General features: G+C 70.8%; 12 protein-coding genes. 8 read left to right on the top strand and 4 right to left on the bottom strand.

All coding sequences use genetic code 11. The annotated features are described in order from the left end of the window. Window positions 1-437: 437 nt before the first annotated feature. Window positions 438-2,015 (top strand): FAD-binding oxidoreductase, encoded by a 1,578-nt coding sequence (locus DN051_RS21065; RefSeq protein WP_112439293.1) that lies wholly within the window; start codon window positions 438-440, stop codon window positions 2,013-2,015. A 24-nt stretch (window positions 2,016-2,039) separates the two neighbouring features. On the opposite strand, the gene DN051_RS21060 is transcribed toward DN051_RS21065, so the two are convergent. The 3 genes from DN051_RS21060 to DN051_RS21050 all read right to left on the bottom strand — a co-directional run bounded on the left by DN051_RS21060 (window position 2,040) and on the right by DN051_RS21050 (window position 5,082). Then, complete coding sequence (locus tag DN051_RS21060) at window positions 2,040-2,744, bottom strand: phosphatase PAP2 family protein (RefSeq protein WP_112439292.1); 705 nt, start codon at window positions 2,742-2,744, stop codon at window positions 2,040-2,042. A 280-nt stretch (window positions 2,745-3,024) separates the two neighbouring features. Further along, window positions 3,025-4,026 (bottom strand): C40 family peptidase, encoded by a 1,002-nt coding sequence (locus DN051_RS21055; protein WP_053759740.1) that lies wholly within the window; start codon window positions 4,024-4,026, stop codon window positions 3,025-3,027. A gap of 123 nt (window positions 4,027-4,149) precedes the next feature. Continuing rightward, on the bottom strand, window positions 4,150-5,082 hold the full coding sequence (locus DN051_RS21050; protein ID WP_112439291.1) for an oxidoreductase: 933 nt from the start codon (window positions 5,080-5,082) through the stop codon (window positions 4,150-4,152). A 90-nt stretch (window positions 5,083-5,172) separates the two neighbouring features. Between DN051_RS21050 and DN051_RS21045 the strand changes: the two genes are divergently transcribed. The 7 genes from DN051_RS21045 to DN051_RS21015 all read left to right on the top strand — a co-directional run bounded on the left by DN051_RS21045 (window position 5,173) and on the right by DN051_RS21015 (window position 13,284). Next, window positions 5,173-5,775: a TetR/AcrR family transcriptional regulator gene (locus DN051_RS21045; RefSeq protein ID WP_053759652.1), complete on the top strand. Its 603-nt coding sequence runs from the start codon at window positions 5,173-5,175 to the stop codon at window positions 5,773-5,775. A gap of 324 nt (window positions 5,776-6,099) precedes the next feature. Continuing rightward, entirely contained in the window at window positions 6,100-6,408 is a 309-nt protein-coding gene (locus DN051_RS21040) for a hypothetical protein (protein WP_019526682.1), read from the top strand. A 203-nt stretch (window positions 6,409-6,611) separates the two neighbouring features. Further along, window positions 6,612-7,433, top strand: a complete 822-nt coding sequence (locus tag DN051_RS21035; RefSeq protein WP_053759651.1) for a DUF8175 domain-containg protein — start codon at window positions 6,612-6,614, stop codon at window positions 7,431-7,433. Further along, window positions 7,423-8,748, top strand: coding sequence for a hypothetical protein (locus tag DN051_RS21030; protein WP_053759650.1), 1,326 nt, complete (start codon window positions 7,423-7,425; stop codon window positions 8,746-8,748). Before DN051_RS21035 ends, DN051_RS21030 begins: the two co-directional genes overlap by 11 nt. Beyond that, window positions 8,745-10,301 (top strand): SCO6880 family protein, encoded by a 1,557-nt coding sequence (locus DN051_RS21025; RefSeq protein WP_053759649.1) that lies wholly within the window; start codon window positions 8,745-8,747, stop codon window positions 10,299-10,301. The genes DN051_RS21030 and DN051_RS21025 overlap by 4 nt, the downstream gene beginning before the upstream one ends. A gap of 14 nt (window positions 10,302-10,315) precedes the next feature. Continuing rightward, the gene (locus DN051_RS21020; protein ID WP_053759648.1) at window positions 10,316-11,725 is read left to right on the top strand and encodes an ATP-binding protein; all 1,410 of its coding nucleotides are present in this window, start codon (window positions 10,316-10,318) and stop codon (window positions 11,723-11,725) included. A gap of 8 nt (window positions 11,726-11,733) precedes the next feature. Next, window positions 11,734-13,284, top strand: coding sequence for a type VI secretion protein (locus DN051_RS21015; RefSeq protein WP_112439290.1), 1,551 nt, complete (start codon window positions 11,734-11,736; stop codon window positions 13,282-13,284). A gap of 3 nt (window positions 13,285-13,287) precedes the next feature. Here the strand turns inward: DN051_RS21015 and DN051_RS21010 are convergent, their stop codons facing one another. Then, window positions 13,288-13,851, bottom strand: coding sequence for a GNAT family N-acetyltransferase (locus DN051_RS21010; protein WP_053759646.1), 564 nt, complete (start codon window positions 13,849-13,851; stop codon window positions 13,288-13,290). Between the last annotated feature and the right edge of the window lie 18 nt (window positions 13,852-13,869).

Below are 13,869 nucleotides of genomic sequence, written 5' to 3'. Positions count from 1 at the left end.
CCGCGAAGAGTGCGTTCGTCATCGGTAAGGCCGAAATTAGGCAGATCAGGTGAAGCCGCCTATGGCCGTAAGTGAACGGAGGGTGAACCCCTGCGGTCGGTGTGGTTAGGTCACGGAATGCTCACGGGGAGGGCACGTGGAGGTCCCGACCAGTGGCCCGTCAGGGCACCCCTCACCGAAGCGCCACGAACCGGAATCGAGCCGCCGGGCCCCGCCTCCGAGAGTCACCACCCCGCTGCCTTCGAGAACCCCAAAAATTAGAACATATGCGGCATCAGATACGAAGCTACATGTTTTCCATGCCCTGGGTCATCACGACCGGATGACGAGCGGTCCGGCGCCTCGCGGCGACCGCCGTGCGCCCGCCCACCGGTGGAACCCCCGCGGCCGGGGACCCGTCTCGTACGACGGAGCCGGGCGGCAGCAGGAGGGGACCCATGGAACGGCGTTGGTTCATAGGCGGCGGGACGGCCGCGCTCGTCGGCGTGGCGTCGGCGGCCTGCGCGGGCGGCGCCCGCCCGGCCCGCGCCACGGCGAGCGCCGCCCCGTCCACCGCGACCCCGGCCCGCACCACCGCCTCGCCCGCCCCTGCGCGCACCGCCACTTCCCGCGCCGACTGGGCCGCCCTGGCCCAGGACCTGGACGGCGACCTGGTCCGCCCGCAGGACGCGGCCTGGGCGACGGCCCGTCAGCTCTACAACACCCGGTTCGACTCGCTGCGGCCGGCCGCGGTCGCCTACGTCGCCCACCCCGACGACATCCGCACGGCCCTCGCCCACGCCCGCGCCGCGAACGTCCGTGTCGCCATCCGCAACGGCGGCCACTCCTACGCCGGCTGGTCCTCCGGGAACGGGCGGCTGATCATCGACGTCTCCCGGCTCGACCGGGTCCGCGCGAGCGGCGGCACGGCGGTGGTCGGCGCCGGCGCCAAACTGATCGACGTCTACCGCGCGCTCGCCGCCAAGGGCGTCACGGTCCCGGCCGGCTCGTGCCCGACGGTGGGCGTCTCCGGCCTGGTGCTCGGCGGCGGCCACGGGGTGGTCTCCCGGGCCTACGGCCTGACCTGCGACAGCCTCACCGGGGCCACCCTGGTGACGGCCGACGGCAAGCAGCTCACCGTCGACGCCGACCGGCACGAGGACCTCTTCTGGGCCCTGCGCGGCGCGGGCAACGGCAACTTCGGCGTCGTGACCGAACTCCGCTTCCGCACCCATCCCGCCCCGCAAGGCGTCTCGGCGTACCTGAGCTGGCCGTGGGCGAAGGCGGCGGCGGTGGTGCGGGCCTGGCAGGAGTGGGGCCCGGACCAGCCCGACGAGATCTGGTCCTCCCTGCATCTGGCGAACGCCGCCGGCGGCACCCCCACCGTCTCCGTCGCGGCCTTCTCGCTCGGCACCCTCGGCGAACTCCGCAACGCCGTCGACCGCCTGGCCGACCGGATCGGCGCGTCGGCGACGCAGGTCTCACTGAAGCGGCGCTCGTACGAGGAGTCGATGGAGGTGTACGCCGGCTGCTCCTCCTTCCCCACGGACGCCCAGTGCCATCTGCCGGGCTCGACACCGGGCCGCTCCCCCCAGGGCGCGCTGGGCCGCGAGACCTACGCGGCCCGCTCCGACTTCTTCGACCGATCACTGTCGGCCGCCGGCATCCAGACGCTGCTGAACCAGGTGGCGTCGGTGCGCGGCGGCGCGGGCAGCGTCGCCCTGACCGCCCTCGGCGGCGCGATCAACCGGGTCCCGCCGACGGCGACGGCCTTCGTGCACCGCCGCTCACGGATGCTCGCGCAGTACATAGCGTCCTGGCGCGCGGGTACGCCGGGGTCCGGGGCCCGGTCCTGGCTGGCTTCGGCGCACGGGGCGATGCGCCCGTACGCCTCGGGCGCCGCGTATCAGAACTACACGGACCCCACACTGACGAACTGGCGGAAGGCCTACTACGGGGATGCCGCGGCCCGGTTGACGAAGCTGAAGCGGATCTACGACCCGAACCGGGTGTTCACCCACCCGCAGGCGCTGTGAGCACCGGCGGCCTCGGCGACCGCCTCAGGCCGCCAGGTCCCGCTGCTCGGAGTCGGCCGCGTCCGTGCGGGCGCCGGGCACCACGGCCCGCCGGCCCGCCGCCGACGAGCGGCGACTGATCAGCCACCCGGCGCGCGGCGACTGCTCGATCGCCTTCATCAGCGGGGTGAGCAGTGCCATGGCCAGCGGCGAGAGCAGCAGCGCGACCGCCGTGCCGAGCGCGAAGCCGCCGATCACGTCCGTCGGGTAGTGCACTCCCATGTAGACCCGGCAGAAACCTTCGAGCAGGCCGATCACGAGGCCGGCGATGCCGAACTTCCGGTTGGCGACGAAGAGTCCGACACCCATCGCCATGGTGATCGTCGCGTGGTCGCTGACGAACGAGAAGTCGGTCTTGCCGGAGATCAGGACCTCCAGGCCCTGATGATCGAGGAAGGGCCGGGGCCGCTCCACGAACCCCCGTATCGGCACGTTCACCAGGACCGCGACGGCCGCCGCCAGCGGCGCCCACACCAGCGCGGCGACGGATCCCGCCGCGTCGGCGCCGCCCCGGCGCCGCACCGACCACCAGCAGCCGAGGATCAGCAGCACCATGGCCGCCAGCAGTCCCCACTCCCCGACGAACTGCATGACACGGTCGAACCAGTGCGGCGCGTCCTTGGCCATCCCGTTGATGTCGTAGAGCAGCTCGACGTCAGGGTTCGACCCGGATTGCGCGAGTCCAGCCATGGTGCAGCGGCCCCTTCGTCGTCGTGCCGGCGCACCCGTGTGCACCGCTGTGGCAGCCCCCGTGTGTGTAGATCCGCGTTGTTGATCCGTCTTCGGTGACACGCGATGCGCTGACCGCGCTCGATCGACGTCCGCTCGGCTACGTCAACAGGAACGCACGGTCCCCGTCTCTACGTTCCACACTCCACTGAATGATCACGCAGACGTTATCGAAGAGAGACACATCTCCGCAGCTCAGGGCTGGGATTCACGCTCGGTTCGCACGATTTGGGACCTTGTTTCACACCGCTGACGGGAGCGCTTTCGCGCCATCTTCGGTGACCCGGGTGGCACCGAAGTAGTCCGGGGTGTCGACCGGGTCGAACCGGATCACGGCACCCGGCCGGGGCGCGTCGATCATGTACCCGCCGCCGACGTAGATCCCCACGTGCCGGATGGCCCGGGAGTTCGTCAGGTCGTCCGAGAAGAACACCAGGTCCCCCGGCAGCAACTCCTCGCGCGAGGGGTGCGGCCCCGCGTTGTACTGGTCGTTGGCGACCCGCGGCAGCTTGATCCCCACGCTCTCGTACGCCGCCTTGGTCAGTCCCGAGCAGTCGAAGCGTCCGCCCTGCTCAGGCGTACCGTTGCCGCCCCACAGATAGAGCGTGCCGAGCTTCTTCTGCGCGTAGTGGATCGCCCCGGCCGCCTGCTCGGAGGGATCGACCCGGCCGACGGGCGCGGCGAAGCTCTCCTGGAGGGTCGTGATGATCCTGACGTAGTTCTGGGTCTCCTTGTACGGCGGTACGCCCTTGTACTTGATGACCGCGTAGGCCCCCGCGTTGTAGGCGGCGAGCATGTTCTTCGTCGGGTCTCCCGGCACGTCCTCGACGTACTTCGCGAGCGTGCAGTCGTACGACGCGGCCGATGGAATCGCGTCATTCGGGTCCCAGACGTCCCGGTCGCCGTCCCCGTCGCCGTCGATGCCGTGCGCGGCCCACGTGCCCGGGATGAATTGCGCTATCCCCTGCGCCTGCGCCGGGGACTGGGCGCGCGGGTTGAACCCGCTCTCCTGATAGAGCTGCGCGGCGAGCAGCGCCGGGTTGATGGCGGCGCACATCCTGCCCCACTTCTCCACGAGGGGCTGGTACGCCGCGGGCACCGAGCCCTTGGCCAGATTCTTGCCGGACCCGGCCGCCCCGTTCACGAGGTTCCCGGCGACGACGTACACGCCGACGACGAGCAGCATGACGAACGCGACGGAGGCGCCCACGGCGGCGAGCGCCACGATCCACGCCTTACGCACCGTCAACCGCCCCTCACCGCCCGGGAATCCGCCCACGTCAGTGTAGAGGCGGGGCCCGGAAGAAGGGGTGATCAAGCGCCGATTGACGTGAAGGCGACGCCGCGCACGGCGCCGCCGCCCGTCTCAGGCCGCTCCGCTCGCCGCCCCCAGCGGGAAGCGAACGCCCGTCAGTTCCTGGGACAGGGCCCACAACCGGCGGGCCGCGACCGGATCGCTCGCCGCGGCCGAGCGGCTCACCAGGGTCGGCGCGCCGCGCATCTCGCCCAGGCCGTCCGGCCCGACGTAACCGGCACCCGGCAGGTCCTGGACCGCCGCGTACAGCGTCGGCAGGGCGCCGGCCCGGTCGTCCTGGGCGATCAGGCGGTTGCCGAGGCTCATGGCCAGCCGGCCGACACGACTGGCGGCATGGCTCTGCAGGTTGGTCGCCGCGTAACCGGGGTGGGCGGCCAGCGCCCGGACCGAGGAGCCGGACCGCGCGAGAAGCCGCTGGAGCTCCAGGGTGAACAGCAGATTGGCCAGCTTGGACTGGGCGTAGGCGCGCGTCGGCGTGTAATCCGTCGTCAGATTCGGGTCGTCGAACCGGATCGCGCCGTCGCCGAGCCGGTGGGCGCCCGAGGACACGGTCACCACGCGGTCGGTGACGTACGGCAGCAGCAGGTTCGTCAGGGCGAAGTGGCCCATGTGGTTGGTGCCGAACTGCATCTCGAAGCCGTCCTTCGTCCGCAGCTCCGGGAGCATCATCACACCCGCGTTGTTGATCAGCAGGTCCAGCGGCCGTGCCGCCCAGCCGTCCGCGAACGCGCGGACCGAGGCCAGGTCGGCCAGGTCGAGGCGGCGGACCTCGGTGCTGCCGCGCATCGTCGCGGCCGCCGCCCGGCCGCGCTCCGGGTCCCGCACGGCGAGGACGACATGCGCTCCGGCACCGGCCAGCGCGTCCGCGGCGGCGAGGCCGATGCCGCTGTTGGCGCCGGTGACGACCGCCGTCCGGCCGGTGAGGTCCGGAAGACGGCTCGTGTTCCATTTCGCCGGCCGGGCCGGCTTGCTCCTGATAGCCATGCCCTCGAATGTAGCCATCGCCAACAATGATGTCAATGACAACAAAGATGGCAGCGCCAACAAAGCTGCCGTCGTCAACATCGCGTTAAGATGGTGCGCATGCCCGAGACCCGCCCCTACCACCACGGAGACCTCCGCGCCGCCCTGCTGACCGGCGCCGAGCGCACCCTGCGGGACAAAGGCGCCGCCGCCCTGTCGCTGCGCGAACTCGCCCGCGAGACCGGCGTCAGCCACGCGGCACCGGGCCGGCACTTCAAGGACAAGCAGGCCCTGCTCGACGCCCTCGCGCTCACCGGCTTCGAACGCATGGCGCAGACCGTGAACGGCGCCGACGACCCGGAACTCCCCTTCCAGGAGCGGCTGACCCGCGTCGCGCGCGCCTATCTCGGCTTCACCATCGACAACGCCGCCCTGCTGGAACTGATGTACGCGCGCAAGCACGACCCGGACATCTCCGACCAGCTCGCCGCCGCCGTGGAGCGGAACATCGCGCCCTTCGTCCGGCTCATCGCGGACGGGCAGCGGCACGGCGAGATCGTCGGAGGCGACCCCGAGCACATCACCCTGCTCGCGGCCGCCAGCCTGCACGGCGTCGCCACCTTCGCCGCCAACGGCACACTCGCGCCGCAGGCCGCGCTCGACGCCGTCGGCGAACTGGTCCACCACCTGCTGCACGGACTCCGCCCGCGCTGAGGCCGAGTTCACCGGTGGCGATAGCCTTCACCCCGGGAACACCGGCACGAGCGCTCATCCGACCGACCGTCAAAAACGGCCCCCGGACGGGGGAAGGCCGTAAGAGAGCTCAACGACGGAACCACATGCCGGGTTTCGCTCCCACTTCGTTGCCCGGTGTAACCTGCCGTGATACACAGAGTGACGATTCGAGCTGTTCGTACGAAACCCGCCACTCGATGACGCCAAGTCGACATACGACAGCGCCATCGTCGGCGAGAATGAGGCCTGACCTCTGCGCACCGCAGGGGACTGCGGAACTACCCAACAGGGGCGGTGACTTACATGCTCTTTGCGGCCGACGAGGGAGACATCAACACCATCATCGGCGGGATCGCTCCGGACTGGGGCCCCTTCGGCAGCCTGGGCAACGAGGCCAAGGTGATGATCGAGGTCGTGATGGCGGTCGCCATCCTGCTCTGCCTCGGCATCGCCATCTGGGGCGCCGCCAAACAGCGCATCGGTGCGACGGCCCTGCGGGACACCTTCAGCGCGGAACAGGGCAAGGGCCTCATCATCGCCGGCCTCACGGGCGTCTTCATCATCGGCTCCCTCGGCACGCTGTTCACCATCGTGTACGGCATGGCCGTGTAGGCCCCCGTTCCCGTCCCCCCGGGCGCGCCCGGTCGTCCCCCTCCACCCCACCCGCCCGTCGTGCCCACCGGCTGAGGTTGCGTTTCCCTGATGTCGAGTCACCACACCGCGCCCGCGCGGGAACCAGCACGGCTACCGTCGTACATCGACACATTCATTCGGTACGACGCTTTCCGCCATCACGTCGAGGGGGCGTACGCGGCATGAGTCCCGGTGACGAGCACGAGGCCTCCGGCGGTTACCGCGGTACGGGACGCACCCGCACCCGGCTGCCCGACACCGACCCCTACGGGGGCGCGCGGCGCGGCCGTTCGTCCTCCCGGAGCCTGGTCACGGTGGTCGGCGTGGTGGTCCTGCTGATCGCCGCGATCGCCTTCGCCAACCGCGGCGGAGACGACTCCGCGTCCACCGACCCGGCCGCCTCGGGCCCGGACCCGGCCACGACGGCGGCGAGCGGGGAACGCCCGGTGGGGGCGGGCGCGAACGGGATCCCCTCGGGCTTCGCCCAGTCGGAACAGGGGGCACAGTCGGCGGCGGCCAACTATGCGGTGGCGCTGGTCTCCGCCGAGATCCTCAAACCGGCCCGGCGCACCGGGATCGTCCAACAGATCTTCGTCGCCGACAAACAGGCCGAGCTGAAGACCAGGTTCGACCAGAGCTACTCCAAGCGCTTCCTCGCCGACATCGGGCTGGACGCCAACGGCAACCCGAGAGCGGGCAGCACCTACGTCTCGCGCACGACGCCGATGGGCACCAAGGTCACCGACTTCTCGGACAGCGCCGCGGCCGTCGAGGTCTGGTGCACCGGGTTGTACGGCACAGCGGGTGACAAGTCGACCAGTCCGGTCACCAGCGACTGGTTCACCCTGACGCTCCAACTGCGCTGGGCCGAGGGCGACTGGAAGATCGACAGCTTCGCCCAGAAGGACGGCCCCGCCCCGGTTCCGGGCGACAACCAGGCGTCCGGCGCCGACGAAATGAGCAAGGCCGTCGAGGAGTACGGAGGGTTCACCTATGCCCGGTAAGCCGCGCCGCGCGCTGAGACTCGCCGCCGCCGTCACCGCCGTACAGACCGCAGTCGTACTGCTTGCCACCCGTGCCGCGGCGGCACCCACTCCGTCACCGTCCCCGTCGGACGGCGACTGCGACCTCATCGTCGGCCCCGCCAAGGACTACTGCGAACGCGGCAACCCCGCCCCCGGCAGCAACCGCAGCGGCTCCACCCCCGACCCCTCCACCACCCTCGACCCCCTCTCCTCCCTCGCCCAGGGCTGCGCGGACGCCGCCGCCTGGACGGTGGACAAGCTCAGCGAAGCCGTGAAGGACACCGCGAACGTCGACTTCACGAACGAGCGGTTCCTCCAGCAGTACGCCGTGGTCTTCGCCGCGTCCACGATCCTCACGCTCCTTCTGTGGCTGCTGGCCGTGGCCAAGCGGGCCGTCCGCGGCGTACCCCTGTCCACCGCCATCGGCGAGGCGATCGGCTTCCTCTGGCTCACCGTCCTGGCCTCCGCGTTCACCCCGCTGATCCTCTACACCGTCGTCTCCGCGACGGACGGCGTCTCCGAGGTCCTCGCCAAGGCCACCGGCGACCAGACGGACGCCTTCTTCGGCAACTTCTCCGGCGCGCTCGAAAAGGGCGAGGACATCGGCGGCGGCCCGATCATGCTGATCGTGGTCTCCCTCGTGTCGATCCTCGCCGCCGGCGTGCTCTGGCTGGAGCTGGTCATCAGGGCGGCCCTGCTGTACGTCGGCGCCCTCCTCGGCACCGTCGTCTACGCCGGCCTCGTCGACAAGAACCTGTGGGGCCACGTCCGCCGCTGGGCCGGCATCATGATCGCGGTCATCCTGGTCAAGCCGGTCATCGTGATCGTCCTCGGCCTGGCCGGCGCGCTGTCCGCCGACGACGGCCCGGACGCCTTCTCCGCGGTCGTCTCCGGCCTCGCGATCATCCTGCTCGCCATCTTCGCGTCGGCGATGATCTACCGCTTCGTCCCCGGCTTCGGCGACGAGATCGCCGGCTCCCGCAACAACCGCATCATGCAGGGCGCCGAAGGCAAGGCCGCCGCGGTCATCAGCTCCCCCGCGACCCTCGTCGCCCAGGGCATCAAGACCCACAGCACCCGCGCCGACAACAACCAGGCCTCCTCGAGCGCGCCCCGCCCCGCCAACCAGACCTCCGGCGGCGTCGCCGCGCACGGCTCGCGCACCCCCGGCGGTGGCGGCGGATCTGTCCCCTCCGCCGCACCCGCCCCACGGTCCGCGAGCCCGCTGAACACCCCGCACGCCGGCAATGCCCGCAACAGCAGTACCAACCGCACGGGAGGTGAAGGGCGTTGACGACCCAGTCCCATCTGTCCCATCCGGTCACGCCCCGCCGTACGTATCTGATCGGCCGCGCCCGGCCCAACGCGATCGTCGGCCGCAACCGCGAGACCGGCGAGATCGCGCTGATCATCGCGGGCGCGTTCCTCGGCATGATGTGCGGTCTCCTGGTGCCCGTGCTGTCCCTGCGCATCGTGCTGCTGATGGGCTTCCCGCTCATCGCGCTGGCCGCGGTCTACGTGCCGTACAAACACCGCACGTTCTACCGCTGGTTCGAGATCAACCGCAGCTACAAGCGCACCCTCCGCTCCGGCACCACCTACCGCTCGGAGGCCATCGAGGCGGGCACCCGGATGGACGGCCGGGAGGTGGAGATCGGCGCGCCGCCCGGCATCGGCCGCATCACCTGGCTGTCCGCCCCCTTCGGCCCCGACGAGATCGCCGTACTGCTGCACGCGGACCGCAAGACCGTCACCGCCGCCATCGAGATCGAGGGCCCCGGCGTCGGCCTGCGGGACTCCGAGGACCAGGAAGCCCTGGTCGACCGCTTCGGCACGCTGCTGAAGCATGTCGCGAACGGCGACGGCTTCGTCACCCGGCTCCAGATGCTGGCCCGCACCCTGCCCGCCGACCCCGACGCCCACGCCAAGGACGTCGCCGTCCGCGGCGACGAACGGTCCCCGGGCTGGCTCCAGCAGTCGTACGAGCAGCTCCAGTCGATGGTGTCGACGAGCAGCGAGCAGCACCGCGCGTACCTCGTCGCCTGTATGCACTTCAACCGCGAACTCGCCGCCGAGGCGCACGCCATGGCCCGCGCCGCCCGCCCGAACGGCGGCAGGGCCGACCGGGACGCCGGTCTCGCGGTCGTCATGGCGCGTGAGCTGACCGACATCTGCTCGCGCCTCCAGGAGGCCGACATCCGCGTCCGGCAGCCGCTCGGCCAGGGCCGCCTCGCCTCCCTCATCCACTCCATGTACGACCCGGACCACCCGATCGACCACATCCAGGCGATGACCAAGCGCAACGCCTGGCCGGCCGAGCTGGACGCCATGGAGCCCACGTTCCTCCAGGCCAAGACCCGGGAGTCGTTCACCCGCGCGCCCTGGTGCCACGCCACCGCCTGGGTCAAGGAGTGGCCGATGACCCCGGTGGGCGTCAACTTCCTGGCGCCCCTGCTGGTGCACACCCCGGACGTCATCCGCACCGTCGCCGTCACGATGGACCTCGAACCCACCGAGGTGGCCATCGAGCGCATGCTCACCGAGAAGACCAACGACGAGGCCGAGGCGAGCCGCGCCGCCAAGATGAACCGCACCGTCGACCCGCGCGACGTCGCCGCCCACAACCGTCTCGACCAGCGCGGCGAGGACCTCGCCAGCGGCGCCGCCGGCGTCAACCTGGTCGGCTACATCACCGTCTCCTCCCGCTCCCCGGAGGCACTGGCCCGTGACAAGCGGACGATAAGAGCTTCGGCCGGAAAGTCGTATCTCAAGCTGGAGTGGTGCGACCGCGAGCACCACCGGGCATTTGTGAACACGCTCCCGTTCGCCACCGGAATCCGAAGGTAGGGGTTGATGCCCTGATGCGGGACCCGCTCACCGCCATCACCGAAGCCTTCACGTCCTTCCTCTTCGGCAAGGTCGAGACCACCCGCCTGCCCGTGCGCACCTCGACCGGGCAGGCGCAGGCGGTCTACCTGCCGACCGCCGCGCCCGGCCTCGGCGACTCCGGCGTCATCATCGGCCGCGAGGTCTACTCCGGGAAGGGCTACATCTACGACCCCTTCCAGCTCTACGGCCAGCAGTTGCCCGCCCCGCACTGGCTCGTCCTCGGCGAGTCCGGCAACGGCAAGTCGGCGCTGGAGAAGACGTACGTCCTGCGCCAGCTGCGCTTCCGCGACCGGCAGGTGGTCGTTCTCGACGCGCAGGGCGAGGACGGCGTGGGCGAGTGGAACCTCATCGCCCAGGAGCTGGGGATAACTCCCATCCGCCTGGACCCGATGGCCGCCCTCGACCACGGAATCCGCCTCAACCCCCTGGACCCGTCGATCACCACGACGGGACAGCTCGCGCTGCTGCGCACCATCATCGAGGTCGCGCTGGGCCACGGGCTGGACGAACGGTCCGGCTTCGCCCTGAAGGTGGCGCACGCGTACGTCAACGAGACGATCGTCGAGCGCCAGCCCGTCCTGACCGACATCGTCGAGCAGCTGCGGCACCCGGAGCCCGAGTCGGCCGAGGCGATGAACGTCGACATAGACGACGTCCGGGCGTGGGGCCTGGACGTCGCCCTGGTCCTGGACCGGCTCGTCGACGGTGACCTGCGGGGCATGTTCGACGGCCCGACCACCGTCGGCATCGACCTGGACGCCCCGCTGATCGTCTTCGACCTGTCCCACATCGACCGCAACTCCATCGCCATGCCGATCCTGATGGCGATCGTCGGCGTGTGGCTGGAGCACACCTGGATCCGCCCCGACCGGAAGAAACGCATCTTCCTGGTCGAGGAGGCCTGGCACATCATCAACAGCCCCTTCGTGGCCCAGCTGTTCCAGCGGCTGCTGAAGTTCGGCCGCCGGCTCGGCCTGTCCTTCGTGGCGGTCGTGCACCACCTGTCGGACGTCGTGGACGGAGCGGCCGCGAAGGAGGCCGCGGCCATCCTCAAGATGGCCTCGACCCGGACGATCTACGCCCAGAAGGCCGACGAGGCACGGGCCACCGGCAGGGTCCTCGGCCTGCCCCGCTGGGCCGTGGAGATCATCCCGACCCTCACCCCGGGTATCGCCGTCTGGGACGTCAACGGCAACGTCCAGGTGGTCAAACACCTGGTCACGGAGACCGAGCGCCCCTTGGTCTTCACCGACCGCGCGATGACCGAGTCCTCCAGCGACCTGGCCGACGACGCCCTGCTCGCCGCGGAGCTGGAAGCGGAGGAACGCGCGGCGGCCTTCATGGAACAGCACCTCGGCGACTCCGAGTCGACAGTGGCGTAGGAGGCTGCGTGAGACCGGACGACCAGCGGCGGGACGGCCAGGGCGGCATCCCCGACGGCCTGCTCCTCGGCGTACTCGCGTTCCTCCTCGGGATGACCCTGCTGGTCTGGTCGGCCACGGGCCTGGCCGGCTGGTTCTCCCGCGGCGCCTGGCCCGAGGCCGTCACCTTCGCCCGTACGCCGCTGGCCATGCGCCATCTCGTCGCCCAGCCCCACGACATCACGGGCGCCTGGCCCGCCACCCCGGGCGCACAGCTCTCCGGGTACGGGCTGTTCTGGGGTCTGCTCATCGGCCAACTGCTGGTGCTGATCGTGCTCACGGTGTTCGTACTGGGCACACTGGCGCGCTGGAAGGCGGTGCGCGCGAGGAACCGGGTCGCGCGCAAGGACCGCGGTCACGCCGAGCACGTCGAGGCCACGGCACCGGCGGGCGAACCGCACACGACCGCCCCCACGACGGCACCCTCACCGGTCCACGCGGCGCCGGTCGACCCGGCACCGGACCCCTCGGACCCGGACCGCCTGCACGAGGTCCCCACCCCGAGAAGGGCCGCGAACCCGGCCGCAGAGCTCGCACCGCCACCACACTCACCCCAGGCCTCGCCGCCCGTGTTCGGCGGCGAACAGGTGGGCGGCTGGGAGAAGATCCTCGTGATGACGGCGGAGACCCGTCACTCCAGGGCGGCCCAGGCGCTGCGCGACGCGGAGGGCCCCGCAGTCATCGTCACGTCGAACCCCGCCCTCTGGCAGGACACGAAGGACGCCCGCGCGAAACTGGGCCCGGTCCTCCTCTACGACCCCACCCACCGCTGCGACACCCCGGCCCGCCTCCACTGGTCCCCGTCGGCGGGCTGCGAGGACAAGCAGACGGCCGTGTCGAGAGCCACCGCCCTGCTCGCCCCGGTCCGGCCCACCGCGAAGATCGACCAGGCCGTCAGCGACACCGCGGAGACGCTGCTGCGCAGCTACCTGCACGCCGCCGCACTCGACAACCGCACCATCCGCCATGTCCACCGCTGGGCGCAGGGCACCCAGATCCAGGAAGCGGTACGGACGCTGCGCACGCATCCCAAGGCGGCCCCGGGCGCCGCAGGCGAACTCGAAGCGGCTCTCACCGCCCACCCCGAACGCCGCGACATGGCCCATGAGTTGACGGCCCGCGCCCTGGCCACTCTGTTCACGGTGAACGTCCGCGAGGCATGCACCCCCAACCGAACTGATGCGCTCACCTTGGATTCCTTCGTCGACGAAGGGGGCACGCTTTATGTGGTTGGTGAATCCATCGAGGACCCCAGGACGAACCCGGGTGCGATGCCGCTCCTGACGGCCCTCGTCTCCAGCGTGGTCGAGCGCGGCCGGCGCATGGCCGAACGGTCATCCTCCGGTCGCCTCGACCCACCACTGACCTTCGTCCTGGACGACGTCGCGGCCGTGGCCCCGCTCCCCCAACTGCCGTCCCTGCTGGCGACGGGAGCCGACCACGGCCTGCCCACCCTCGCCCTCCTGCGCTCCCGCGAGCAGGCCCGCTCCCGCTGGCCGCACGACGAGCTGCCGGTGTGAGGTTCAGCCTCGCTCCAGCACGAACTCCCGCTCGCTCGACCCCGATTGCCCGTCGAGCGGCACGGTGACCCCGCTCGGCTCGAACCCCACCTTCCGGTAGAAGGCCAGGGCCCGCCCGTTGTCCTCGTGCACGATGAGCCGCACCCGCTCCAGCCCGCGGGCCCACGCCCACTCCAGGGCCTCGTCGAAAAGCAACTCGGTCAGCCCGCAGCCACGGTGCTCCGGCCGCATGTACACACCCACCACATGCCCTTGCCGCCGCTCGACGGGGAAACCGGCCCAGTCCGTCGTCCCCGGCTCCTCGACGAGCACGGTGAGCGTGCCGACCAGTTGTCCGTCGGGACCCTCGGCGATGACCTGCCGCGCCGCGGCCGACCCTCCGGCCGCCGAGGCGGCCCTCTCCTGCCAGAAGGAGTCCGGCCGCGCCACGGCCTCCTCGTACGTCTCCAGATAGGCAAGGTGCGCGACCGGATCCCGCAGTGCGGTAAGCCGCAGCTCCTTTGTCGCCGGCCACTCGTCGGCACGTATCGACCGGACGATGTACCGCTCATCGGCACTGGTGCTCATGCGGCCCACCGTACAGGC

This window comes from Streptomyces cadmiisoli (assembly GCF_003261055.1).
Taxonomy (GTDB): Bacteria; Actinomycetota; Actinomycetes; order Streptomycetales; family Streptomycetaceae; genus Streptomyces; species Streptomyces cadmiisoli.
Note: the sequence above shows the minus strand (reverse complement) of the source record. Positions and strands in the feature narration are given on the sequence as shown.

Bases quoted from the DNA above. Each gene is read 5' to 3' on its own strand.
- DN051_RS21065 (WP_112439293.1), top strand. From the start codon at position 438: ATGGAACGGCGTTGGTTCATAGGCGGCGGGACGGCCGCGCTCGTCGGC.
- DN051_RS21060 (WP_112439292.1), bottom strand. From the start codon at position 2,744: ATGGCTGGACTCGCGCAATCCGGGTCGAACCCTGACGTCGAGCTGCTC.
- DN051_RS21050 (WP_112439291.1), bottom strand. From the start codon at position 5,082: ATGGCTATCAGGAGCAAGCCGGCCCGGCCGGCGAAATGGAACACGAGC.
- DN051_RS21045 (WP_053759652.1), top strand. From the start codon at position 5,173: ATGGTGCGCATGCCCGAGACCCGCCCCTACCACCACGGAGACCTCCGC.
- DN051_RS21040 (WP_019526682.1), top strand. From the start codon at position 6,100: ATGCTCTTTGCGGCCGACGAGGGAGACATCAACACCATCATCGGCGGG.
- DN051_RS21035 (WP_053759651.1), top strand. From the start codon at position 6,612: ATGAGTCCCGGTGACGAGCACGAGGCCTCCGGCGGTTACCGCGGTACG.
- DN051_RS21030 (WP_053759650.1), top strand. From the start codon at position 7,423: ATGCCCGGTAAGCCGCGCCGCGCGCTGAGACTCGCCGCCGCCGTCACC.
- DN051_RS21020 (WP_053759648.1), top strand. From the start codon at position 10,316: ATGCGGGACCCGCTCACCGCCATCACCGAAGCCTTCACGTCCTTCCTC.
- DN051_RS21010 (WP_053759646.1), bottom strand. From the start codon at position 13,851: ATGAGCACCAGTGCCGATGAGCGGTACATCGTCCGGTCGATACGTGCC.